Origin of the sequence: Micromonospora sp. NPDC005237 (genome assembly GCF_040607775.1) — a bacterium.
Classification (GTDB): domain Bacteria; phylum Actinomycetota; class Actinomycetes; order Mycobacteriales; family Micromonosporaceae; genus Micromonospora.
Genome location: NZ_JBEXHJ010000010.1, coordinates 19,482 through 43,015, shown reverse-complemented (window position 1 = coordinate 43,015; position 23,534 = coordinate 19,482). Strand labels below are relative to the sequence as shown.

The window sequence follows — 23,534 nt, the reverse complement described above, 5'->3', positions numbered from 1 at the left end:
TTACTGTTAGGCTGCCGCCATGGACGCCACCGCCCCGCAGTCACCCGCCGGGCTGCGGACCACCCCGAGCTGGCTGCTCAACCAGGCCGCCACCCACGCCGGACGACTCATCAGCGCCGGCTTCGCCGCGCACGACCTGCGCGGCTACCACTACCGGCTGCTCGCCGCACTGGCCGAGAGCGGACCCGCGAGCCAGGCCGACCTGGGACGTCGCTGCGCCATCGACCGTAGCGACGTCGTGGCCGCCGTCAACGACCTGACCGGTCGGGGACTCGTGGTACGCGCCCCCGACCCGGCCGACCGTCGCCGCAACGTCATCAGCCTCACCGAGGCCGGCGCCGACGAGGCCCACCGGATGGCCGACACCGTCGCCCGCGTGCAGGACGACCTGCTCGCACCCCTGTCGAGCGCCGAACGCGACCAGCTGACCCGCCTGCTCACCCGACTGCTCGAGCACCACAGCGGCCACTGACGCCGACACCGCCACGGCGGGCCCACCCCACCGGGGCAGACCCGCCGCGACCAGCGAAAACCCGACGCGCGCAGCGCTCAGCGGGCCTCGCGCAGCTCCGCCAGCCGGGCCTCGATCTCGGCCAGCTCCGCGCGCAGCTTCTCCGCCTGCTGCTCGGCCTCGGCCCGCTCGGTGCCCAGGATCTGCTCCACCGCCTCCTGCACACCGGGCACGTCGACAAGCGCCACCATCTTCAACGCCTCGGCCGGCTTCACCACGTACGGCTTCGCGAGGGCCTTGCTGCCCTGCTGCGCGGCGACGGTCCACTCGCCGTCGGCGTACGCCAGGGTGACCGTGAGACCGGCGGGGCTCTTCGGCTTGGCGGCCTTGACCACCCGCCGGGCCGGCGTGGCCTTCTCGGTCTGCTCCACCTTCGGCTCCTCCTGTCGCGGCGCGGGCACCCGCGGCGTGTCCAACACGAACTCCGGCGCGGGCGCCGCCGCCGGCTCCGGCTCGGGCTCCGGTTTCGGCTCCGCCACCCGACGACCCGCGCCCTTGGGCGCCACCGCCAGGTCGGCGGGGGAGAACGGCAACTCGTCGCGGCCGAAACGCACCACCACGAACTCGTCGGACACCTCGGGATCGGTCAGCTCGACCACCTGGCCGACCTGACCGGCGATCTGCCCCGCCGACGCGGTGAACACCACCCGCGGCTTACGACCGGCCGCCAACGCCTCCCGGATGCTCTGCACCTCGTCAGTGGACAAACCCTGGCCGGCATCCATCACAACCCTCTTCCGTACACCTGTTTGATTGCTGTCTTGATACCAGTCGGCTGCGACAGCCGCCGCAAGGGGGTTCAGCCGCCCAGCGCCCGCAGCGCCCGGTCCGCGTGGTCGTTCATGCTGACCTCACTGTGGATCACCTCGATGACCCGCCGGTCGGCGGCGATGACGAACGTCATCCGCTTCGTGCTCAGCGGCCCCAGCGGCACCCGCCGCTTGACCCCGAACGCCTGCGCCACCGTCCCGTCGGCATCCGACAGCAACGGATAATCGAAACCGTGCAGCGTCGAGAACTCCGCCTGCTTCGCCACCGGATCACGGCTGATGCCCACCCGCGACGCGCCCAACGCCGTGAACTCCGCGCCCAGGTCCCGGAAGTGACAGCTCTCCGCCGTGCACCCCCGGGTCATCGCCGCCGGGTAGAAGAACAGCACCACCGGCCCGGTCGCCAGGAACTCCGACAGCCGCCGCGGCGTGCCCGTCTCATCCGGCAGCTCGAAGTCCTGCACCACATCGCCGACACCCACACCCGCCACCGCGCACCTCCGTTGTCCGATCGAACGCGCGGTGAGCGTAAGCGATCACACCCAGAGCGCCATCACCTCGTCGGCCACCGTCGCCGCCTGCGCCCACCCGGCCCGCGCCGCGCCGGCCCGCCGCGCCGGGTCCAGCACGTTGCGGCCGATCGCCGTACGCGCCCCCGCGTCCGGCGTCACCACCACCACCTGCGACCCGGCCGCCCGCAGCTCGGCCACCTGCGCCGCCAACCGTGGCATCGGCCCGAACGCCGCCGACGTCGGCGCGAGGACCAGCACCCGCTGCGCGCCCGCCGCCAGATCCGCGTTCACCGACGAGCGCATCCCACCGTCGACGAAACGACGCGCCCCGATCGTCACCGGCGGCCACACCCCGGGCACCGCGCAGCTCGCGCCCACCGCGTCCACCAACGACACCCCGTCAGCGCCGTCGAACACCACGAACTCACCCGACGCCGCGTCGACCGCTGTCACCAGCAGCCGCCGCGCCGGCCACTCCCGCGCCGGCAACCGCGCCTCGATCACCGCCCGCCGCGACGCCTCCGACGGGGTACGCGCCGCCACCGCCATCGCCCCGATACGCGCCCTCGACCGCACCGCGTCCCGCGTACGACCACCTGCCCACACCAGCCGTGCCACCGCCAGAAAGCCCAGCCGCGCCGCCAGCTCACCCGTCGGCGGGGCCAACTGCTCCTCGTACAACCGCCGCAGCGGCACCCCTGAGCGCACCTGCGCGCCGACCACCGAACCCGCCGACGTGCCCACCACCAGATCGGCCTCGGTGAGGGCCGCACCCCGCTCGGCCAACCCGGCCAGCAGGCCCAACTCCCACGCCACCCCGGTCACCCCGCCACCGCCGAGCACCAACGCCCGCCGCATGTGACCCTCCTCTCGACGATCGACCCGCGCCGGTCACGGTAGCGTCGGCTCACTCGACCCGACAGCCCCGGGGGCATCGTGGCACCACCCGTCACCGTCATCACCGGCGGCGGTCGCGGCATCGGCGCGGCCACCGCCCGCCGACTCGCCGCCGCCGGGCACCACCTCGCCCTGTGCTACCGCCGCGACCACGCCGCCGCCGAGACCGTCCTGGCCGACCTGCACGCCGCCGGCGCGCAGGCCATCGCGGTACGCGCCGACACCACCGACCCCGACCAGGTCGCCGCCCTGTTCGACGCCGCCGCCCAGCTCGGCCCGCTCACCGGGCTGGTCAACAACGCCGGCGTCACCAGCCCCATCGGCCCGTTCACCGAGCTGCGCGTCGACGACCTGCGCCGGGTCGTCGACATCAACCTCATCGGGTACGTCCTCAGCGCGCAACAGGCCGCCCGCCGCCTCACCGACGGCGGCGCCATCGTCAACGTGTCCTCGGCCGCCGCGACCCTCGGCAGCCCGGGGGAGTACGTGCACTACGCCGCCGTGAAGGCCGCCACCGACACCCTCACCGTGGGCCTGGCCAAGGAACTCGCCCCGCGCGGCATCCGGGTCAACGGCGTCGCCCCCGGCATCGTGCGCACCGACATCCACGCCGACTCCGGCGTACCCGACCGCGCCGACCGCGCCGCCGGCCGCATCCCGTTGGGCCGCGCCGGCGAACCCGACGAGGTCGCCGCCGCCATCGCCTGGCTGCTCAGCCCGGACGCCTCCTACGCCACCGGCACCGTCCTGCGCGTCTCCGGCGGCCTGTGAGCCGGGGCGCCGCGCGCCCCGGCTCACCGCTCAGTGAGTGAACAGCTTCGCCGCCGTGATCACCGTCTGCACGACCCCGTAGCCGAGCAGCACCGCCACCACCAGCCAGGAAATCCACAACCGGGCCTGCTGCCCGTGCCGACCGTCGTCACTCATCGCGTACCACTCCTCTCGACCGTCGTGTCGTCGTCCACGCCCTGCTCCGCCGCTGGTTCGTGGTAGCGCTGCGGCACCGGCCGCACCAGCAGGTTCGCCACGAAGCCCACCGCGAGGACACCCACCATCGTGAACAGCGCCGGCCGGTACGCCGCCGCCGTCAACGTGCCCGGCTTGCCCTGCGCGTCGAGGAACCCGTTCACGATCAGCGGCCCCGCGATCCCCGCCGCCGACCAGGCGGTCAGCAGCCGCCCGTGGATCGCACCCACCTGGTACGTCCCGAACAGGTCCCGCAGGTACGCCGGCACGGTCGCGAACCCACCGCCGTAGAACGACAGGATCACGCACGCGAACAGCACGAACAGCGCCGTCGCCGTCTGCCCGAACACGGCCAGCAGCGCGTACAGCACCATGCCCACACCCAGGTACACCAGGTAGATCGGCTTGCGGCCGATCACGTCCGACGTCGACGACCAGACGAACCGGCCCGCCATGTTGAACAGCGACAGCAGACCCACGAACCCGCCGGCCGCCGCCACCGACACCGCCGACGTCCCGTTTTCCCGGAAGAAGTCCTGAATCATCGGGCTGGCCTGCTCCAGGATGCCGATCCCGGCCGTGACGTTGCAGAACAGCACCACCCACAGCAGCCAGAACGAGCGGGTCTTCACCGCGTTGGCCGCCGACACGTTCGCCGTGGTCACCAGCGGCTTCGCCGCCACCGCCGCCGGGTCGAAGCCGGCCGGACGCCACCCGTCGGCCGGCACCCGCACGTTCGCCACCCCGAACATCATGATCACGAAGTAGCCCAGGCCGAGCGTCACGAACAGCCACACCAGCGCGCTGCCCGACGCCGTCGAGCCCGCGTTGGACGGGTCGTAACCGGGGTCGTAGAACGACAGGAGCTGACGCGACAGGGGAGAGGCCACCATCGCGCCACCACCGAACCCCATGATCGCCAGACCGGTGGCCAGACCCGGCCGGTCCGGGAACCACTTGATCAGCGTCGAGACGGGGGAGATGTACCCGATGCCCAGACCGATGCCGCCGAGCAGGCCGTAGCCCAGGTACAGCAGCCACAGCTGCTTCGTGGCGATGCCCAGCGACCCGACCAGGAAGCCCGTCGCCCAGAAACAGGCCGAGACGAACATGGCCTTACGCGGCCCGTTCGCCTCCACCCACGTCCCCGCCACCGCCGCGGACAACCCCAGCATCACGATCGCGATGCTGAAGATCACCCCGATCGCGGTCTGACCGGTGTCGAAGTGGGCGATCAACGAGTTCTTGTAGACGCTTGTGGCGTAAACCTGGCCGATGCAGAGATGGATGGCCAACGCCGCCGGGGGAATGAGCCACCGGCTGTAGCCGGGCGGCGCGACGGTGTGCCGACGATCGAGTGCGGAAAGCATGCGCTGCTTCCTCTCCGAAGAGGACGTGAGACACCCCCACATGCCCACACCCCACGCCCGCGGCAAACCTCACCGTCGCCGGACGGTCCCTCCGGTGAGCTGAGCGGTCACTCAGCCCATCCCCGCCGGCTACCCCAGGTCGGGCACGTGCCAGCCGCCGGCCAACGCGTCGGCCTCCGCCGGACCCCAACTACCCCTGTCGTACGGCCGCACCGGGGTCGCCAGATCCAGGATCGGCTCGACGATGCGCCACTCCTGCCGAATCGTCTCCGCCCGCGCGAACCGCAGATGCTGCCCGTCCATCGCATCGTCGAGCAACCGCTCGTACGCCTCCTGACGGCGACCCAGCGCCGCCCCGAAGTCCACCGACAGGTCCACCGGACGGCTCGCCACCTCCGCACCCGGGCTCTTCGCCTGAATCGACATCGTGATGCCGTCCCCACGACCCAGCCGGAACCGCAGCAGATTCGCCGGCGCCGCCGCCCCACCCGCGGCAGGGATCAACGCACGCTGCGGCTGCTTGAACTCGACCACCACCTCGGTCGCCGTCCCCGCCAGGGACTTGCCCGTCCGCAGATAGAACGGCACACCCGCCCAGCGGGGAGAGTCGACAGTCAACCGGGTCGCCACGAACGTCTCCGTGTTCGAATCCGGCGCGACACCCGGCTCGTCGCGGTAGCCCGCGTACTGCCCCCGCACCGTCAACTCCGGCGACAACGCCTCGATCTGCCGCAGAACCGCGGCCTCCGCCTCACGAAACGCGTCCATGTCGTCACCCGCCGGCGCGTCCATCGCGATCAACGCGACCACCTGGAGAATGTGGTTCTGCAACACGTCACGGGTCGCGCCCACGGTGTCATAGAACCCGGCACGACCCTGCGTGCCAAAACCCTCGGCCAGAGTGACCTGCACGTTGTCGATGTGCTCGCTGTTCCACAACGGCTCGAACAGCCGATTGGCGAACCGGAACGCGTACAGACTCTCCACGGCCTCCTTGCCCAGGTAGTGGTCGATCCGGAACACCCGCGTCGGATCGAAGGCCCCCCGCAACGTCCGATCCAACTCCGCGGACGACGCCAGGTCACGCCCGAACGGCTTCTCCACGATCACCCGACCACGATCGGCCAGCCCGACCGCCGCCAGCCCCCGCACGACCGCACCGAACACCATCGGCGGAATCGCCAGATAGAAGACCGGACGCTCGGCGTCGCGCAGACGCTCCGCCAGCCGCTCGTACGTCACCGGGTCCGCGTAGTCGCCCGAGATCATCGACAGGTTGCCCGCCAGGGCGTCGAACGCCTCGTCGTCCACCTCGTCACTCGCCTCGGCCACCGACTTGCGGGCGGTCGCAATCAACTGCTGATCGTCCCAGGGGGAGCGGGCCACCCCGATCACCGGGACATCGAGCCGACCACGTCGGGTCAACTCGTACAGCGCCGGAAACAGCTTCTTCGAAACGAGATCACCTGTCACGCCGAACAGCACTACCGCGTCTGAGCGCACGTGCATGGCACTTCCATCCGATCATGTGGAAACCTGATCTTCCGAACGGACAACCGCGAGCCCACAGGAGGAATTCCCCGGCAACGACACACGTGAGGTCGGCGACAGCGACGGCGCACACCCTGAGAAGTCCACCGATCAGAGTGTGACGCGGGCGACACCCAACCCTGATCGACGAATCTCGATCATCCTAAGGCCCGCCAACCCCGACGCTCCACCCCCTCCCGCGTATCCGCCACGACCGAAGACGGGCAGCAACGCTCCGCGCGACAGGGGAGGACCCCAGAATGAACCTGGCAGTCGACCGATCCGCCGCAGCCGACCCCGAGGTGGTGTGCCTGCCGATGTTCGGCATGACCCGCACCGCCACGGCCACCGCCTTCAGCCCCGCCCTCGCCGGCGCCGACCTGCGCGAGACATACCTGGACCTGCCCGGCCACGGCGACAGCCCCGCCACCTGCCCACCCACCTCCCAGGCCCTGCTGGACACCGTCTGCGCATGGCTCGACCACCACGTCGACGCACCGGTCCTGATCGCCGGCGCCTCCTACGGCGCCTACCTCGCCGCCGGCATCGCCCGCCAACGCCCCGACCTGGTCCGCGGCCTGCTCCTCGTCTGCCCCGGAATCACCATCGCACCGGCCAGCCGCACCCTGCCCGACCACCGCCCACCCCCGGGACCCGCCGGCTGGCTCGACAACGCCCCCACCGAACTGCGCACCCACCTCGACACCGCGCTCGGCCACCGCACCCCGGCCGTCGTCGCCACCGTGCTCGCCGCCCTGCACGCCGGCGGCCCCGGCGACGACACCTTCCTCCAGAAACTGCGCACCGACCCCGGGTACGCGCTACCCGACGAGGCCACCGACACCCCCTACGACGGCCCCGTCAGCGTCCTCACCGGCCGCCAGGACGGCATCGTCGGCTACACCGACCAGTTCCACGCCATGCGCCGCTACCCCCGAGGCACCTTCACCACGATCGACGCCGCCGGGCACTACCTGCCCTTCGAACAACCAGCACTGCTGCGCGCGCTCACCCAGGACTGGCTACACCGGACGCTGACCTCACCCATGCCACGGCACACGACGGCGCAGCGCCTGCGCGACAATGGCCGGCATGGCTGACCTGAGCGATACGAAAGCCGCGCTGCACCACTACCTGCGGCGGACGCGCGACGACCTCATCTGGAAGCTCGACGGTCTGAGCGAACGCGAGGCCAGAACACCCCGCACCGTGACCGGCAACAACCTGCTCGGCATCGTCAAACACTGCCTCAACGTCGAAGCCGGCTACTTCGGGCCCACCTTCGGCCGGCAGTTCCCGACGCCCGAGGAACTGGTTCCCCTGCCGGCATTCGACGACGACCCGCAGGCCGACTGGTACGCGCGCGAGGACGAGACGAAGAACGGCCTGATCGACCTGTACCGCCGGGTCGCGCTGTTCGCGGACGAGACGATCGACCAACTGCCGCTCGACGCGCCCGGGCAGGTGCCCTGGTGGCGGCCAGGGCACCAGGACGTGACCCTGGACCGGATCATCATGCACGTGACCGGCGACCTCGCCCGGCACGCCGGGCAGGCGGACATCATGCGCGAGCAGCACGACGGCGGAATCGGCTGGCACCAGGACGGCACCAGCATCCCCGACGGGTACGACTGGCCGGCGTACGTCAGCAAACTGCAGAAGCTGGCCGACCACTTCGAGTGACCGACCGCGCACGGCACCCCCGCACAGGCGATCATGGCCGATCCGGGCTGGGGGAGAGGCGACGCGGAAACGGGCAGTGCCCGGCCGACGAGAACCCTCGCCGACCGGGCACTCTCGCGGCTGCGGTCAGCTGCCGGCACCCAGGTTCTTCAACCCCTGCAGCATCTCGGCGAAGTCGCTGGTCTCCGCCGGCGGCGGCGTCTCGATGGTCACCGCCTTGCCGTAGTCGGTGTAGTCGACCACCATGTCGCCCATCGCGCCCATGACGGTGCCCGCACGGCGCGGCCGGTACTGCTCGTCGACCCAGAGGTCGACCTTGATCTCCTTGACGCCCGCCGCGGCGAACTGCTTCTCGACACCGGCCCGCAGCTTGGCGTCCACCTGAGCCAGTTGCGTCGCCACCGGAGTGGTGACGGTGTAGTGGACGGTACGCGCCCCGTTCACCGTCTCCGCACCGATGACCGTCACGCCCTCGGCGGCGAGCAGCGTCTTGACCTGCTTGGTCGGGTCAATGTCCTCGAACTGCTTGCTGAAGTCCATCCCCGCCTGCTGGCCGATGCTGATCATGTCCATCTTCATCCAGCGCTTACCGCCCATGCTCGCGCGGTCCTTCGTCGGCACCTCGACGTAGAACACGGTGCCGATCAACCGGATGGTCGTCGTGTCGCCGTCCGGGTCCGCCGTCGTCATCTCGGCCTTGACCGGGTCACCCAGGTCCATGACACCCTGCATGGAGATCTTCTCGCCGCCGACCGTGCCCGTCATCGTCATCGTCACCGAGTCGCTCTTGTCGGTGACGTCCATCGTCTTCTGCAGCGATCCCTTGAGGTCGCTGGCGAGCAGCTCAAGGACGCTGGGCTGCTTCGGCGCCTCGGACGAGCCGGACGCCACGCCGCAGGCTGAGGCGCTGAGTGCGGTGATCGCCGAGAGCGTCACCACCGCGGTCTTCTTCCACAGTGACACGTGTGCTTCTTTCCCCGAAGGATGCTGGGAATCTCCCCAGTAGATCGACGACACGCTAGCCCACCCGGTCGACTCCCGGGTGCCGCCCAAACCCCTTCGATAATGCACATTATGTAAAGTAAGTCGGGTTGCCGGGTCCCCTCGTAGTCCTCAGTCGCGGGTCAGGCCCGGCGGGCAGGCATCCTCATCGGGTTGGACGAGGCGCGCGTTGACCATCGGGTTGCGATGCAGGCCCCCGAGCACGAGCGCGCTGCCGCCGATGTCGGTCCAGGTGTCGTCCCACAAGGCGGAGACAAGCCAGGAGCGATCCGCCGGAAAGAACAGATCGGGCAGCGCCCCGCCGCCGCGCATGTGACCGGTCCGCCAAGTGAGCGCCTGATCCGGCCCGGCCTGCACCAACACGTAAGGCCAGCCGCAGTAGAGCGACACCCGCGGAGCGCACGGAAAGACGACGTCGTGGGCGCCGGTGTCGAGAAAGCCCAGCCACCAGGGCTGGTCCGGGGTGCACGCCGTCAGTTCGTCGATGACGGCGTGTTCGTGTGCGTCGAAGCCGACACCGTCGGGCGGGTGGAAGGTGGCGTACGCGTCGAACACCGGCGGGATCGCGGCGGTGACCGAGTGACCCGGTGTCGTGTGCCCGGCGAGCCAGGCGACGTCGCTGGCCGTGCCGATCCGCCAACTCCGCCCGTCCTTGCTGACGTCCAGGGGCACTGTCCACGCCGTTGCGCCTCCCGCATCGCCGCCCACGGAGGCTGGGGACGCATGTGGAGCCCACCCGGGGCGACCTGCGACCCGCCACAGGTGCCCCTCGGAACAGGCCAGGCCTATCGGTCCGTCCGCGTCCCTGTACACGGCGGGCACGCCTTGTCGACCGCAGGTGGGACAGGTGGCGGCGGACGACGTCATGCCACGCAGGGTACGTGGCTGTCAACCAACCCCAGCCCGTTCTCGCGGTGGGCCGGGCTGCGGCGCCTGCCGGCCATGTGTGGCCAGCCTGGATAAAGTCCGCCTCTCCCCTCGCTCACCCTTTCCGGGAACGCGAAAATGCTGCATAATATCCCTTATGCATGACAAAAAGGGCGAATCGCTCTTGGTGTTGATCGAGGAGTTCCTGACCGCCCGGGCGACCCGCAAGCCCTCCCCGCACACCCTGGCGGCCTACCGGCGGGACCTGTACACGGTGGCCGCGCTGGTGGCCGAGGATGACGTCACTCCCCTCCCCCTCGACGCGCTGTCGATCATCGACCTCTCCCCCCGCGTGCTGCGGGCGGCCTTCGCCCGGTTCGCCGCGCCCCGGGCGCCCGCGTCGGTGCACCGCGCCTGGTCCACCTGGAACAGCTTCTTCACGTTCCTGGTCACCGATCAGGTGGTGGCGGGCAATCCGATGCCGGCGGTCGGTCGGCCCCGGGCGCTGCTCCCCCAGCCGAAGCCGTTGCGCGGTGCGGACACCCCCGAGGTGCTGCTCGCGTCGGTTGCCCGTGATGACGGCCGGCAGCGTGATCCGTGGCCGGAGCGGGATGTGGCGGTGGTGGCGGTGGCGTTGTGCGCAGGGCTGCGCCTGTCGGAGTTGTTGGCGCTGCGGGTCGGTTCGCTGGCGGGTCGGCCGGGTGAGCGGCGGATCGAGGTCGCCGGCAAGGGCGGGCGTCCGCGGGTGGTGCCGATCGAGGCCGACCTGGACCGGGTGGTGGCGGACTACCTGGACAGTCGCCGTCGGCGTTTCGGGTCGCGGTCGGTACGCCCCGACTCGGCGTTGCTGGTGGACCGGCACGGTGAGCCGCTGCGCCGTGGTGGGCTGCAGTATCTGGTGGAGTCGTGTTATCGGCGGGCAGGGATCGGTGACCGGGTGCCGCGTGGGGCGCGGTTGCACGCGTTGCGGCACACGTTCGCGACCCGGTTGGCGGAGGACGGGGCGAGCGCGGCGGAGATCATGCGGTTGCTGGGGCATGCGTCGTTGGCGTCGTCGCAGACCTACATCGAGGTGACGGCCGGGCAGCAGCGTGATGCGATCCGTGCCAGCCGCACCAACCGGGCGTTGGGGGCTCTGGCCCCGGTGCGGGGCGCCACACGGTGACCAGGGTCAGCTGGCGCAGGCCGGGAGGTCAGCCGAGGTCGACCAGCAGGGGCCGGTGGTCGGAGATGGTGGACGGTGGTGCGGTGACGGCCCGTACGGGTGGGAGCTGGTTGAGGGCGTGCCGGTCGGCGAGGACGTGGTCGAGTTGGACGCGGGGCTGCCCGGAGGGGTAGGTGGGGAGTCGGCCCAGGGGGCGCCAGCCGGAGATGAACCGGGCCGGGCCGGCGGGCAGGTTGAGGTCGCCGAGCAGGACGCGGGGGCCGGGTAGCGCGCGGAGGGCGCGCACGGTCTGGCGGAGTTGGCGGGCGTTCCAGCCGGGCACGAACGACAGGTGGGTCGCGGCGGCGGTGAGGGGGCCGTGTGGGGTGTCGAGGACGGCGGCGAGGACGACGCGGGGTTCGTCGTGCAGCAGGATGAGGCCGCCGCCGGGGCCGGGGACGTAGACCGGTGAGCGGACGGGGGCGGGCTTGAGTCGGGTGACGTGCCAGCTGCGTACGGGGTGGCGGCTGATGAGGCCGATGCCGTAGCAGGGTTCGCCGTGGCCGTCGTCGTCGTGGCGCAGGGGTCGGAACTGTTCGCCGGGGGTGCCGACGACTGCGGCGGCGAAGCGGTGGTGTGGCGCGTCGAGGGCTCGGGCGGCGATGGCGGTCAGGTCGAGGTTGCCGCTGCGGTGTTGGTCGCGGTCGACCTCCTGCAGGGCGAGGACGTCGGCGTCGAGGGCGCGGACGGCGGCGGCGAGTCGGTCGGGGTTGACGAGTCCGTCGGTGAGGGATCGTCCGTGCAGCAGGTTGAAGGTGGCCAGGCGCACTCCTGCACCCTACGTCCCCGTGGCAGGGTTGCCGTGTGGTGAAGGTGCTGCTGTGTTCGATGCTGGTGTTCGTGGCGGTTGGCATGTTGGGGGTGTGGTTGCGGCGTTCGCGGGGTCGTTGACGGGTGAGGCTGGCCACTTCGGGCGTCGGTGGGTCGGGTGGGGTGGGGAGAATTGCCGCCCGTGGACGCCGTATCGCTGAGTACGTTGCTGGTCGCCGCGGCGATGGCCGGGTGGGTGGACGCTGTGGTCGGCGGTGGTGGGTTGTTGCTGTTGCCGGCGTTGCTGGTGGCCGCGCCGGGGTTGCCGGTGGCCACGGCGTTGGGCACGAACAAGTTGGCGGCGATCTTCGGTACGGCGACGGCGGCGGCGACGTACGCGCGGCGGACGAAGCTCGACTGGCGGGTGGTGGGGCCGGCGGCGGGGTTGGCGGTGGTCAGCGCGGGGGTGGGTGCGGTGCTGGCCGGGGCGGTGCCGGCGTCGGCGTACCGGCCGGTGGTGTTGGTGGTGTTGGTGGCGGTGGCGGTGTTCGTGCTGCTGCGTCCCCGGCTGGGGGTGGTGGCGGTGCCGGCGCGGCGGACGCCGGCGCGGGTGGCGGTGGCGATCGGCGTGGCCGGGTTGGGCATCGCCCTGTACGACGGGTTGATCGGTCCGGGTACGGGCACGTTCCTGGTGTTGGCGTTCACGGCGCTGATCGGTGCGGACTTCGTGCACGGGTCGGCGATGGCGAAGGTGGTCAACGCGGGCACGAACCTGGGTGCGTTGGTGGTGTTCGGGGTGACCGGGCACGTGTGGTGGTTGCTGGGCGCGGGGATGGCGGTGTGCAACATCGCGGGCGCGGTGCTGGGTGCGCGGATGGCGTTGCGCCGTGGTTCGGGTTTCGTGCGGGTGGTGCTGCTGGTGGTGGTGCTGGCGTTGGTCGCGAAGTTGGGTCACGACCAGTGGGTGGCCCGCTGACGGAGGCGGGTGGGCCCGCCCTAGGCGCGGCGGCTGGGTGAGTCGAAGCGGCCGGCGCGGATCTCGCGCAGGGCCCGGCGGCGGGTGTCGCCGCGCAGGGTGTCGACGTAGAGGGTGCCGCGCAGGTGGTCGGTTTCGTGTTGCAGGGCGCGGGCGAGGAAACCGGTGCCGCTGATGGTGAGCGGTTCGCCGTGCTGGTCGACGCCGTGGGCGGTGGCGTGCAGGGCCCGTACGGTCGGGAAGTACAGCCCGGGGATGGACAGGCAGCCTTCCTCGTCGTCCTGGAGTTCGTCGGACAGTTCCAGGGTGGGGTTGATGAGGTGGCCGCGGTGTCCGTCGGCGTCGTAGACGAACACCTGGGCGCTGACGCCGATCTGCGGTGCGGCGACGCCGGCGCGGCCGGGCTCGCCGAGCAGGGTGTCCATGAGGTCGGTGACCAGGGCGCGTAGCTCGGCGTCGAAGGTGGTGACCGGCTCGCATTCGGTGCGCAGGACGGGGTCGCCGATGATCCGGATGGGCCGCATGGTCATGCGGGTCAGCGTATCGCCGTCGGTGGTGGGGTCAGCGTCCGGCCAGGGTGGCGCGGATCGGGGTGGTCTTCGCGGCGGCTTCGGCGACCTCGGCGGCGGGGTCGCTGTCCCAGGTGATGCCGCCGCCGGCCCAGGTGTGCAGCAACTCGCCGTCGGCGGCGGCGGTGCGGATGGTCAGGCCGAGGTCGACGCGGCCGGGTGCGACCCAGCCCAGCGCGCCCATGCTGGCGCCGCGGCCGACGGGTTCGAGGCCGGCGATGTGGGTCAGGGCGGCGAGTTTCGGTGCGCCGGTGACGGAGCCGCCGGGGCAGGTGGCGCGCAGCAGGTCGGCGAGGCCGAGGCCGTCGGCGGCGGCTGCCCGTACGGTCGACTCGGCCTGCCACAGGTCGCACCAGCGGCGCACGGTGAACAGGTCGTCGACGGTGACGGTGCCGGTGCGGGCGATGCGGGCGAGGTCGTTGCGTTCCAGGTCGACGATCATGATGTGTTCGGCGCGTTCCTTGGCGCTGGTGAGCAGTTCGGCGCGGCCGGCGGCGGTGGCGGGGCGGGTGCCCTTGATGGGTCGGGTGATCAGGTGCCCGTCGCGGACCTCGATGAGGGTTTCCGGGGAGGCGCAGCCGATGGCCCAGTCGTCGCCGGTGAGGACGCCGCCGTAGCGGGCGCCGGGCAGCGCGCCGAGGCGGAGCAGGGCGGGCAGCGGGTCGCCGGTGTAGGGGGCGGCGGCGTGGCCGACGAGGTTGGCCTGGTAGACGTCGCCGCGGCCGATGGCGGCGCGGATGGCGTCGACGGCGGCGGCGTGCTGCTCGGGTGTCCAGCTGTCGGTCCAGTCGCCGAGCCACCAGGGTGTCGCCGCGCGGGCGGGGGCGCGTCGGGTGGGGCCGTGGTCGTAGACGACGACGGCGAGGTCGGGCAGGGCCGGGGCGGGTTCGGGCGCCGCGGTGGGGGCGCCGGCCAGGTGTGCTCCGGCGGCGGCGGACAGGTAGAGCGCGGCGCCGCAGGCCCCGGTGTCGTGGTGGGTGGGGGTGGGTCGGGTGAGGTCGCGCAGGTTCAGGCCGTGCGCGGCGAGGAACTCCTCGGCGAGGGCGGCGGGGTCGCCGCCCTCGGTGCGGCGCCAGTGCAGGCGGGCGCGTTCAGCGAGCGTGTCGCGACACGCGGTGGGCGCGGCCGGCACATCGACCAGCACCTGTGGGAGCGTTTCCACGCCGTATGGTCCGACCTTCCTCATCCGTTCAGTGGATTTCCCGTACGCCAGGCCGGCACCTGCTCGATGCTGGACACTTTCGCTTGGTACTGTGCGTCACTGGTCATGTGAACCATGACACAGTGCCCCCACAGTCCGGAGAACCCGATGTGCCAGCACCAACCGACCTGCCCCTTAGCTGAAGCCACCGACCGGGAAGCCGCCCGGGTCCTCGCCTGCTTCCCTGAGCAGGGCTGGAGCCTGCTCTGCAACGGTGTCATCGTCTTCGAGGACACCGGCGAGTTGCTCCCCGACGGCAGCAGCATCGCACCGCACCGCGGCCCCGCCCGCCACGCTCTCGTGGCCTGAACGACCACCCAGCGTAACCACACCGCCGCCGTCGACCCAGGCTAGTCCCCCGGTACGGGACGTCTCCGCCCAGGTCGCGGCGCAGCCGGGGCGGCCAGAACCGCCCGCCCCGGCCCGCCGACGTCAGTCCTCGAACGCCTCCGGCGACGGGCACGAGCAGACCAGGTTCCGGTCGCCGTAGGCGCCGTCGATGCGCCGCACCGGCGGCCAGTACTTCCCCGCCCGGTCGGTCCCGCCCGGGTACGCGCCCACCGACCGCGGGTACGGGTGCGGCCACTCGTCGCCGCTGACCATCGCCGCGGTGTGCGGCGCGTTCGCCAGGGGGTTGTCCCCCGCCGGCCACTGCCCCGACCCCACCTGCTCGATCTCCGCCCGGATCGCGATCATCGCGTCGCAGAACCGGTCCAGCTCGGCCAGGTCCTCGCTCTCGGTCGGCTCCACCATCAGCGTCCCGGCGACGGGGAACGACATCGTCGGCGCGTGGAAGCCGTAGTCGATGAGCCGCTTCGCCACGTCGTCGACGCTCACGCCGGTGGCCTTCGTCAACGGCCGCAGGTCGAGGATGCACTCGTGCGCCACCAGGCCCTTGTTGCCGGCGTACAGCACGCCGAAGTGCCCGCGCAGCCGCGCCGCCACGTAGTTCGCGGCGAGGACGGCCACGCCGGTCGCCCGGGTCAGGCCCTCGGCGCCCATCATCCGCAGGTACGCCCACGGGATCGGCAGGATCCCCGCCGATCCGTACTTCGCCGCCGAGATCGCGGGGGTGGCGTCGGCGTGCGCGCCGAGCGGGTCACCGGGCAGGAACGGCGCCAGGTGCGCGCGCACCGCCACCGGACCCACACCGGGGCCACCGCCGCCGTGCGGGATGCAGAACGTCTTGTGCAGGTTCAGGTGCGACACGTCCGCGCCGAACGTGCCCGGCTTGGCGAACCCGACGAGGGCGTTGAGGTTCGCCCCGTCGACGTACACCTGACCGCCGGCGTCGTGGACCTTCGCGCACAGCGACGCGATGCCCGTCTCGTACACGCCGTGCGTCGACGGGTACGTCACCATGATCGCGGCGAGCGCGTCCCGGTGCTTGTCGATCTTCGCGTCCAGGTCGACGAGGTCGACGTTGCCGTCGTCGTCGCAGGCCACCACGACGACCCGCATGCCGGCCATCACCGCCGACGCGGCGTTGGTGCCGTGCGCCGACGACGGGATCAGGCACACGTCGCGGTGCGTCTCGCCCCGCGACGCGTGGTAGGAGCGGATGGCCAGCAGGCCGGCCAGCTCACCCTGGGAGCCGGCGTTGGGCTGCACGCTGACCGCGTCGTAGCCGGTCACCTCGGCCAGCCACGACTCCAGCTGCCCGATCATCTCCCGGTACCCGGCGGTCTGGTCGTCCGGCGCGAAGGGGTGGATGTGCGCGAACTCCGCCCAGCTGACCGGCTCCATCTCGGTGGTCGCGTTCAACTTCATCGTGCACGACCCGAGGGGGATCATGCCCCGGTCCAGGGCGTAGTCGAAGTCCGACAGCCGCCGCAGGTAGCGCAGCATCGCCGTCTCCGAGTGGTGACTGCGGAACACCGGGTGGGTCAGGAAGTCCGAGGTCCGGGCCAGGTCGACGGGCAGGGCCGCGTCGGCGTCGCCGTCGAACGCGTCCACACCGAAGGCCGCCCACACCGCGCGCAGGTGCGCGTCGGTGGTCGTCTCGTCGCAGGACATGCCCACCCGGTCGGCGTCGACCAGCCGCAGGTTCACCCCACGCTCGGCCGCCGCCGCCGCGACGACAGACGCCGCGCCGCCCGGCACGCGGGCGGTGATCGTGTCGAAGAACGCGACGTCCGCGACGTCGACGCCGCCGGCGCGCAGCCCGGCCGCGAGCCGCGCCGCCATGGCGTGGGTACGCGCCGCGATGGCGCGCAGCCCGTCCGGGCCGTGGTAGACGGCGTACATGCCGGCCATCACGGCGAGCAGCACCTGCGCGGTGCAGATGTTGCTGGTCGCCTTCTCCCGCCGGATGTGCTGCTCGCGGGTCTGCAACGCCAGCCGGTACGCCGGGTTGCCGTCCGCGTCGCGGGACACCCCGACCAGGCGCCCGGGCAGCATCCGCTCCAGGCCCGAGCGGACCGCCAGGTAGCCGGCGTGCGGCCCACCGAAGCCCATGGGTACGCCGAAACGCTGGGTGGTGCCGGCGGCGATGTCCGCGCCGATCTCCCCCGGCGCGCGCAGCAGCGTCAATGCCAGCAGGTCCGCGGCGACGGTCACCAGGGCCCCGACCGCGTGGGCCGCCTCGGCGAGCCGCGCGTGGTCCCGCACCGCCCCGGACGCGCCCGGGTACTGCAGGTGCAGTCCGAAGAACTCCGCCGGCAGCTCGTCGCGCTCGACGTCGAGGACCCGCACGTCGATGCCGAGGGGCACCGCCCGGCTGGTGATCACCGCGATGGTCTGCGGCAGGGCGTCGGCGTCGACGACGTACACCCCGCTCTTGCTCTTGGACGCCCGCCGCGCCAGGGTCATGGCCTCCGCGGCGGCGGTGCCCTCGTCGAGCATGGAGGCGTTCGCGGTGGCCAGGCCGGTCAGGTCGGTGACCATGGTCTGGAAGTTCAGCAGCGCCTCGAGGCGGCCCTGGCTGATCTCCGGCTGGTACGGCGTGTACGCCGTGTACCAGGCCGGGTCCTCCAGGACGTTGCGGCGGATCACCGCCGGGGTGTGCGTGCCGTGGTAGCCCAGGCCGATCATGGAGACGGCGACGGTGTTGCGGGCCGCGAGGGCCCGCAGCTCGGCGATCGCCTCGGCCTCGGTGGCGGGATCGGGCAGGTCGAGGGTGCCGTGCCAGCGGATCACCTCGGGGATCGCGGCGTCCATCAGCTCGTCGATGGAGTCGTGCCCGACGACCTCCAGCATCCGACGCTCATCGTCGGGGCCGGGACCGATGTGACGGGTGGCGAACTGCTCTACGGACATCAGGGGCGCTCCCGGGCGAGGTCGACGGATCGGCCTCCCCCTCTGTCGCGCCCGCACAGCGCTCCACAGTGCCTGCCCACGAGGTCCTTTTGCCTGAGAGGTTCCGGGGAGGATTTGCCCCTTCGGCGCCGCCCCTGCTGCTGTCGGGCGGTCTCTCCCACGTGGGTGGTACCGGCATGGTCAACGCTACCAGCGCCGGTGTTTCCGGCAGATGTCCTACCCCTTGAACGTCACACGCCGGCCGGCGCGGCCAGCGGCGCGGCCCCGCCGACGACCCGGTCGGCCAGCACCGGCAGCAGCGCCCCCAAGGGCGCGTCGACGCACACCGTGGCGTACCCGTCACCCCGGGTCGGCCCCTGGTTGACGATCGCGACCGGAATGCCGCGTTTCGCGGCGCGAATCACGAACCGGCGCCCCGACATGACCGTCAACGACGACCCGAGCACCACCACCGCCCGCGCCTGCTCCACCAGCGCGAAACACCGCGCCACCCGCTCGGGCGGCACCGTCTCGCCAAAGAACACCACGTCCGGTTTCAGCATGCCCGTCCCGCAGATCCCGCAGTCCACCGGCCGGAACCCGGCGACCTGCTCGTCGGGGAGATCCACATCACCGTCCGGGTTGACGGCGGCGACGCGGGCCACGAAGTCCGGGTTGGCCTCGCGCAGCCGCCGGTCCACCTCCTCCCGGGAGGTCAGGTTGCCGCAGTCCAGGCAGACCACCTCGTCGAGACGGCCGTGCAACTCGACCACCCGGTCGCTGCCCGCGGCGCCGTGCAACCCGTCGACGTTCTGCGTGATCACCGCGTCGACCAGGCCCGGCGCGTTGCAGCCGCGCCACCGCGCGGTGCCCGGCGTTCGGCGCCGCCCGCGCGATCAACCGCCACCCCAGGTGGCTGCGCGCCCAGTACCGCCGCCGGGCGAGGGGATCCCGGGTGAACGCCTGGAAGGTCATCGGGGTGTGCCGGCGGGCCACCCCGCTGGGCCCCCGATAGTCCGGGATACCCGACTCGGTGGACAGGCCCGCCCCGCTGAGCACCACCACCCCACCACCGGCCAGCAGCGAGGTCAACGCCTCCAGGCTCTTCGTCACCCCTTCATGCTGCCTCAGCGCACCCGCCGACGCCGAACACCCGGCGGCGGTCACGTGGCGGCGGTCACGTGGCGGTGCCGCACACCCGCTCGACGGCCAGTCCGTCGCCGTCTACACCGCGACGACGTCAGCGACGACGCAGGCGATGTTGTCCGGCGCCCCCGCGTCCCGCGCCGCGGCGACCAGGTCCCGCACCGCGTGTTCCGGATCGGCGGCCGCGCTCAGCGTCGAGAACAGGGCGGCCCGGTCGACGACCGCCCACAGTCCGTCGGAGCACAGCAGGTACCGGTCACCGGGCAGCGCCGCCCGCAGCGCCAGGTCGGCCTCGACCTGCTGACCGCCGCCCAGCGCGCGCACCAGCAGCGCCCGCTGGGGGTGCGCGCCCGCCTCGTCGCGGTCGAGGCGGCCCTGATCCACCTGGGCCTGCACCCACGTGTGGTCCTGCGTCAACAGGGGACAGCTCACCGTCGCGCAGGAGGTACGCCCGGGTGTCACCGACGTGCACCAGCGCCAGGTGGGTGCCGCTGCGCAGCAGCGCGGTCAGCGTGGTGGCCGGCTGGTGGTCGTCGGTCGCCAATTCGCGTACGACCCGGTCGGCGTCGGTGACCGCCCCCGCCAGCGTCGTCAGCAGGTCGACGGCCGGCCCGTCGGTGAGATCCAACGCGGTGAGGGCGTCGACGGCGGCGGCGCTGGCGGCCCCGCCGCCGGGCCCTCGCACCCCGTCGGCGACCGCCAGCAACCGGTCACTGGCGTACGCGACGTCCTCGTTGCTGTCCCGCACGGTTCCGGTGTCACAACCGGCGGCGTAGCGGACGGCGACGGTGCGGTTCGTTCTCGACATGGTGGCGCTCCCTTCGGACAGGTGATCCACGAGGAGGCTGGCGAGCCGGGCGCGAGCCGCGGTGTCGACCGACACCTGCCGCCAGTACGCGGTGACCGCCTCCGCCGCCGCCGCGGGCTCCAGGTCGCACACGGCGCGGATCTGCGCCAGCGGCATGCCGATGCGACGCAACTGGGCCACCAGCCGGGCCAGCGGCACCTGCCGCGGGTCGTAGAGCCGGTATCCCGACTCGGGATCCACCGCGGCCGGCGCCAGCACCCCCACCCGTCCGTACAGGCGCAACGCCTTCGGCGTCAGTCCCGCCGCCCGGGCGAACGCCCCGATGGTCAGCAACCCCACGTCGGCATCCTCCTCGCGCCGGTCACGGCGACCGGCACGCACCACCCTGGGGGTTGCCCACAGGTCAAGGTCAAGCCCGGCGACACCGCCGCCGGTAGGTTGGGCCCATGCGTGTTGTCATCGCCGGAGGCCACGGCAAGATCGCCCTGCTGCTCCAGCGGCACCTCGCCGGCCGCGGCGACACCGCCGTCGGCCTGATCCGCAACCCCGACCAGGCCGACGACCTGCGCGCCGCCGGCGCCACCGCGGTCGTCTGCGACCTCGAACACGCCGACGTCGACGAGGTCGCCGCGCACCTGCGCGACGCCGACGCGGTGGTCTTCGCCGCCGGCGCCGGCCCCGGCAGCGGCGCCGCCCGCAAGGACACCGTCGACCGGGCCGCCGCCGCGCTGCTCGCCGACGCCGCCACCCGCGCCGGCGTCCACCGCTACCTGCTGGTCTCCTCCATGGGCGTGGACAACCCACCCGCCGCCGGCACCGACGACGTGTGGGCCGCCTACCTACGCGCCAAACGAGCCGCCGAGGACGACCTGCGCGCCCGCGACCTGGCCTGGACGGTGCTGCGCCCCGGCCGGCTCACCGACGACGAACCCACCGGGCACGTCACCCTCACCCGACACGCCGGCCGAGGCGACATCAGCCGCGCCGACGTCGCCATGGTCCTCGCCGCGCTCCTGGACGAACCCCGCACCGCCGGCACGACCCTGGAACTCGTCGGCGGAACGACACCGATCGCCGACGCCGTCCGCGCCGCCGCGAGATGACCCCCGGGCTGGGGTCGCGGTACGTGACCCCAACCCGGGCCGGTCAACGCTGGTGGTGACGCGGCAACGCCGCCTGCCCCACCACGCCACCCACGAAGGGCGCCCCCGGCGTCTCCTTCGCGATCCGGTCCATCGTGCGCGCCAACTGCTCACTGCCGTCGTCGAGATGCCGCGCCGCCGCCTGCATGTGCGACACCATCATCTCGCCGAAGATCCGCAACGCCTCCCGGGTCGCCACCGTGTCGTCGAAGCTCGGCCCGGCCGTACTGCGGTACTCCGCCACCGCCCGCTCGGCCTCCTGCTTCGCCTCCTCCGCCGCCGCCCGCATGTAACTCTCGTACTGCAACCGGGCGTACTCGGCGACCCGCCGCGCGTAGTCGTGCGCCTGCGCGATGATCTGCTCGGCCTCCCGCTGCGCCGCCGACAGCAGATTCACCTCCTTGGCCGCCGGCACCTTCACCGCCGCGCCCGTGCTCGGGATCACCCCGTGGCGGTGCAACTCCACCCGGTCGGTGAGCCGCTCGTTCTCCGCCCGCAGGTTCGCGATCTGCGTCGCCAACAGATCCAACTCGTCGGCGACCTGCACCCGGAACCGGTCCACGTCCGCGTTGTCGTAGCCACGCCGCGCGAACGGCGCCGTCCCGAACTCCCACCGCCGAACCCGGTCGGAGGTCATCCGCACCTGCACACCGCCGGACACCTGAATCCCGTCGTACCGGCTGATCGGGGTCGCGCTCACCTCTCACCCCCCTCACTCGACTGCTGGACCGCCGTACGCCACGCCGGGCCGTACCACTGCTTGCCCAGACCCTCGTGATGCACCTGACCCTCGTGGTAACCCGCCCGAGCCAACGTCTGCACCGCGTGCGACACCATCTCGTCCGACCCGCACACGTACACGTGCCGCGAACGCCAGTCACCATCGGCCAACGCCCGGTCCACCGCGTACACGAACTCGCCCGGCCGGTTCGCGTCCGCGCCCACCACGTACGTCACCGTCAACCACGGACACGACGACGCCAACTTGTCGATCGCGTCGCTGTCGTAGAACTCGCTGCGCGACCGCGCACCCACGTACAGATCCACGCGACGACCGGAACCCTCCGCGGCGACCTGCTCCACCAGCGCCTTCACCGGCGCCCAGCCGGTGCCCGACGCCAGCAGCAACAGGTCACTGGAACCCGCCGCCCACAACGCCAGGCGCTCCCCCACCGGCGCGGCCAGATGCACGCGGTCCCCCACCGCCGAGCCGTACACCAGCCGCGACGACACCGCGCCACCCGGAGCGGCCCGCACATGCAACTCCAGCGTGCCGTCCGCGCGCGGCGCGTTCGCCGGCGAGTAGTACCGCCACGACCGCACCGACGGATGCGACACCCCGATCGACTGACCCGGAGTGAACGGCAACAGGTACTGCGGACGCACCGTCAACACCGCCACGTCGAACGCCCGCCGCTCATGGGACACGATCTCCGCCACCCACCACGGCGGGTTCACCGCCTCCGCGGCCTGCGCCGCCTCCGTCATCACCTGCGCGATCAGCCCGTACGCCGCCGCCCAGTCCTGGGCCAGCTCATCGGTCCACTGCTCGGCGAGAAAATGCTGCAACGTCGCCAACAGCGCCTCACCGACCGCCGGATAGTGCTCCGCGCGGACCGCGAACTTACGGTGATCCGCGCCGAGGTCCTGCAGGAAACCCACCAGCCGATCGACCTGATCCACGTGGGACACGATGTGGCCCAGCGCGGTGACCAGGCGGTCCCGCTGCCCCGCCATGTTCGTGGGGAACATCTGCCGCGTCTCGGGATGCGCCAGAAACAACGTCGAATAGAAGTAGAGCGGCACCTCGTCGCCGTGCCCGGCGACGAGGGACCAACTCTGCTTGAGTCGGGCCGCGTCCACGCTCAGACGCCCGGACGCTCTCCGGTGGCCACCACCTGGTCCTGCACCTGCGCCAGCACCGCCCGCACGTCGTCCTGCACGTCGGCCGGAACACCCAACTCGGTCAGCGTCGCGATCAGGTACTCACCGACCTTGGCGTAGTGCGCCACCGGAATGCCCAACGGCTGGTGCGCCTCGGCCAACCCGCGACCGGTGTACTCGTTCGGGCCGCCCAGCACCACCGTCAACATCAACGCCAGGTGCCGACGCTGGCCCGCCATGTCCACAGTGGCGAAATAACCCGCCAACTCCGGATCGGCGAGCACCTTGTCGTAGAACAGCTCCACGGCCGCCTTCACCGAACCCGCTCCGCCGATGCGGTCGTAATTCGAGGCGGGAGCGGTCTCTTCCGTAACCGTCACGGTCGTTCCTTCCGGGGTGACAGGTCGCGCGCGCGGTGACGCGCAGGGGCAACGGCCACCGACGCCACACCGTCAAGCCGCTGCGGCACACCGGGGACCGTGACGGACCATAGCGTGCCCGCAACCTCC

At 71.9% G+C, this 23,534-nt stretch carries 23 protein-coding genes, 2 pseudogenes and 1 riboswitch; of the genes and pseudogenes, 8 read left to right on the top strand and 17 right to left on the bottom strand.

What is annotated here, in order from left to right:
• Positions 1-19 precede the first annotated feature (19 nt).
• A complete protein-coding gene (locus tag ABZT87_RS26035) occupies positions 20-472 on the top strand; it encodes a MarR family winged helix-turn-helix transcriptional regulator (protein ID WP_355068061.1) in 453 nt (150 codons plus the stop codon).
• Positions 473-549: 77 nt separating this feature from the next.
• Here the strand turns inward: ABZT87_RS26035 and ABZT87_RS26030 are convergent, their stop codons facing one another.
• From ABZT87_RS26030 to ABZT87_RS26020, 3 genes are all read right to left on the bottom strand, one after another.
• Positions 550-1,236 carry a hypothetical protein gene (locus ABZT87_RS26030; protein WP_355138807.1) on the bottom strand — a complete coding sequence of 229 codons (687 nt, stop codon included), beginning with the start codon at positions 1,234-1,236 and terminating at the stop codon, positions 550-552.
• Positions 1,237-1,310: 74 nt separating this feature from the next.
• Entirely contained in the window at positions 1,311-1,772 is a 462-nt protein-coding gene (locus ABZT87_RS26025) for a peroxiredoxin (protein WP_355138805.1), read from the bottom strand.
• Between the two features lie 45 nt (positions 1,773-1,817).
• Positions 1,818-2,651 carry a patatin-like phospholipase family protein gene (locus tag ABZT87_RS26020; protein WP_355138803.1) on the bottom strand — a complete coding sequence of 278 codons (834 nt, stop codon included), beginning with the start codon at positions 2,649-2,651 and terminating at the stop codon, positions 1,818-1,820.
• A 78-nt stretch (positions 2,652-2,729) separates the two neighbouring features.
• Here ABZT87_RS26020 and ABZT87_RS26015 point away from each other — a divergent pair, with 78 nt between their 5' ends.
• Entirely contained in the window at positions 2,730-3,461 is a 732-nt protein-coding gene (locus tag ABZT87_RS26015) for an SDR family oxidoreductase (RefSeq protein WP_355068067.1), read from the top strand.
• A 30-nt stretch (positions 3,462-3,491) separates the two neighbouring features.
• Here the strand turns inward: ABZT87_RS26015 and ABZT87_RS26010 are convergent, their stop codons facing one another.
• From ABZT87_RS26010 to zwf, 3 genes are all read right to left on the bottom strand, one after another.
• Positions 3,492-3,617: a hypothetical protein gene (locus tag ABZT87_RS26010; RefSeq protein ID WP_255473694.1), complete on the bottom strand. Its 126-nt coding sequence runs from the start codon at positions 3,615-3,617 to the stop codon at positions 3,492-3,494.
• Entirely contained in the window at positions 3,614-5,026 is a 1,413-nt protein-coding gene (locus ABZT87_RS26005) for an OFA family MFS transporter (protein WP_355068068.1), read from the bottom strand. The genes ABZT87_RS26010 and ABZT87_RS26005 overlap by 4 nt, the downstream gene beginning before the upstream one ends.
• Before the next feature lie 129 nt (positions 5,027-5,155).
• Positions 5,156-6,535, bottom strand: a complete 1,380-nt coding sequence (gene zwf, locus ABZT87_RS26000) for a glucose-6-phosphate dehydrogenase (RefSeq protein ID WP_354855297.1) — start codon at positions 6,533-6,535, stop codon at positions 5,156-5,158.
• A 281-nt stretch (positions 6,536-6,816) separates the two neighbouring features.
• Here zwf and ABZT87_RS25995 point away from each other — a divergent pair, with 281 nt between their 5' ends.
• Both ABZT87_RS25995 and ABZT87_RS25990 read left to right on the top strand, forming a co-directional pair.
• Positions 6,817-7,656 (top strand): alpha/beta hydrolase, encoded by an 840-nt coding sequence (locus ABZT87_RS25995; protein ID WP_355138801.1) that lies wholly within the window; start codon positions 6,817-6,819, stop codon positions 7,654-7,656.
• A complete protein-coding gene (locus ABZT87_RS25990; RefSeq protein ID WP_355138799.1) occupies positions 7,649-8,239 on the top strand; it encodes a DinB family protein in 591 nt (196 codons plus the stop codon). The genes ABZT87_RS25995 and ABZT87_RS25990 overlap by 8 nt, the downstream gene beginning before the upstream one ends.
• A 126-nt stretch (positions 8,240-8,365) precedes the next feature.
• Here the strand turns inward: ABZT87_RS25990 and ABZT87_RS25985 are convergent, their stop codons facing one another.
• Together ABZT87_RS25985 and ABZT87_RS25980 are read right to left on the bottom strand one after the other, a co-directional pair.
• On the bottom strand, positions 8,366-9,202 hold the full coding sequence (locus ABZT87_RS25985) for a hypothetical protein (protein ID WP_355138797.1): 837 nt from the start codon (positions 9,200-9,202) through the stop codon (positions 8,366-8,368).
• Between the two features lie 150 nt (positions 9,203-9,352).
• Entirely contained in the window at positions 9,353-9,949 is a 597-nt protein-coding gene (locus tag ABZT87_RS25980) for a hypothetical protein (protein WP_355138795.1), read from the bottom strand.
• A gap of 316 nt (positions 9,950-10,265) precedes the next feature.
• Between ABZT87_RS25980 and ABZT87_RS25975 the strand changes: the two genes are divergently transcribed.
• On the top strand, positions 10,266-11,273 hold the full coding sequence (locus ABZT87_RS25975) for a tyrosine-type recombinase/integrase (protein ID WP_355138793.1): 1,008 nt from the start codon (positions 10,266-10,268) through the stop codon (positions 11,271-11,273).
• 28 nt (positions 11,274-11,301) lie between these two features.
• On the opposite strand, the gene ABZT87_RS25970 is transcribed toward ABZT87_RS25975, so the two are convergent.
• Positions 11,302-12,081, bottom strand: coding sequence for an endonuclease/exonuclease/phosphatase family protein (locus tag ABZT87_RS25970; RefSeq protein WP_354855303.1), 780 nt, complete (start codon positions 12,079-12,081; stop codon positions 11,302-11,304).
• A gap of 183 nt (positions 12,082-12,264) precedes the next feature.
• Between ABZT87_RS25970 and ABZT87_RS25965 the strand changes: the two genes are divergently transcribed.
• Entirely contained in the window at positions 12,265-13,038 is a 774-nt protein-coding gene (locus tag ABZT87_RS25965; RefSeq protein ID WP_355138791.1) for a TSUP family transporter, read from the top strand.
• 20 nt (positions 13,039-13,058) lie between these two features.
• Here ABZT87_RS25965 and def read toward each other — a convergent pair whose 3' ends face one another.
• Together def and ABZT87_RS25955 are read right to left on the bottom strand one after the other, a co-directional pair.
• Positions 13,059-13,568, bottom strand: coding sequence for a peptide deformylase (def, locus tag ABZT87_RS25960; protein WP_354855305.1), 510 nt, complete (start codon positions 13,566-13,568; stop codon positions 13,059-13,061).
• Between the two features lie 31 nt (positions 13,569-13,599).
• On the bottom strand, positions 13,600-14,820 hold the full coding sequence (locus ABZT87_RS25955; RefSeq protein WP_355139079.1) for a chorismate-binding protein: 1,221 nt from the start codon (positions 14,818-14,820) through the stop codon (positions 13,600-13,602).
• Positions 14,821-14,916: 96 nt separating this feature from the next.
• Here ABZT87_RS25955 and ABZT87_RS25950 point away from each other — a divergent pair, with 96 nt between their 5' ends.
• Positions 14,917-15,117, top strand: coding sequence for a DUF5999 family protein (locus tag ABZT87_RS25950; RefSeq protein ID WP_234586185.1), 201 nt, complete (start codon positions 14,917-14,919; stop codon positions 15,115-15,117).
• A 123-nt stretch (positions 15,118-15,240) separates the two neighbouring features.
• Here the strand turns inward: ABZT87_RS25950 and gcvP are convergent, their stop codons facing one another.
• The 3 genes and pseudogenes from gcvP to ABZT87_RS25935 all read right to left on the bottom strand — a co-directional run bounded on the left by gcvP (position 15,241) and on the right by ABZT87_RS25935 (position 20,338).
• Positions 15,241-18,066 (bottom strand): aminomethyl-transferring glycine dehydrogenase, encoded by a 2,826-nt coding sequence (gene gcvP, locus ABZT87_RS25945; RefSeq protein WP_355138789.1) that lies wholly within the window; start codon positions 18,064-18,066, stop codon positions 15,241-15,243.
• A gap of 71 nt (positions 18,067-18,137) precedes the next feature.
• Positions 18,138-18,236: riboswitch (glycine riboswitch) on the bottom strand.
• Positions 18,237-18,296: 60 nt separating this feature from the next.
• Positions 18,297-19,158 (bottom strand): annotated as a pseudogene (locus ABZT87_RS25940) (NAD-dependent protein deacetylase).
• Between the two features lie 111 nt (positions 19,159-19,269).
• Positions 19,270-20,338: pseudogene (locus ABZT87_RS25935) on the bottom strand (MerR family transcriptional regulator).
• A gap of 107 nt (positions 20,339-20,445) precedes the next feature.
• On the opposite strand from ABZT87_RS25935, the gene ABZT87_RS25930 reads away from it, so the two are divergent.
• The gene (locus ABZT87_RS25930; protein ID WP_355138787.1) at positions 20,446-21,102 is read left to right on the top strand and encodes an NAD(P)-binding oxidoreductase; all 657 of its coding nucleotides are present in this window, start codon (positions 20,446-20,448) and stop codon (positions 21,100-21,102) included.
• 43 nt (positions 21,103-21,145) lie between these two features.
• On the opposite strand, the gene ABZT87_RS25925 is transcribed toward ABZT87_RS25930, so the two are convergent.
• The 3 genes from ABZT87_RS25925 to ABZT87_RS25915 are packed head-to-tail and all read right to left on the bottom strand — an operon-like array spanning position 21,146 to position 23,405.
• Complete coding sequence (locus ABZT87_RS25925; protein WP_355138785.1) at positions 21,146-21,841, bottom strand: DivIVA domain-containing protein; 696 nt, start codon at positions 21,839-21,841, stop codon at positions 21,146-21,148.
• Positions 21,838-23,004, bottom strand: coding sequence for a globin domain-containing protein (locus ABZT87_RS25920; RefSeq protein ID WP_355138783.1), 1,167 nt, complete (start codon positions 23,002-23,004; stop codon positions 21,838-21,840). The genes ABZT87_RS25925 and ABZT87_RS25920 overlap by 4 nt, the downstream gene beginning before the upstream one ends.
• Positions 23,005-23,006: 2 nt before the next feature.
• Positions 23,007-23,405, bottom strand: coding sequence for a group 1 truncated hemoglobin (locus ABZT87_RS25915; protein WP_355068091.1), 399 nt, complete (start codon positions 23,403-23,405; stop codon positions 23,007-23,009).
• Positions 23,406-23,534 lie beyond the last annotated feature (129 nt).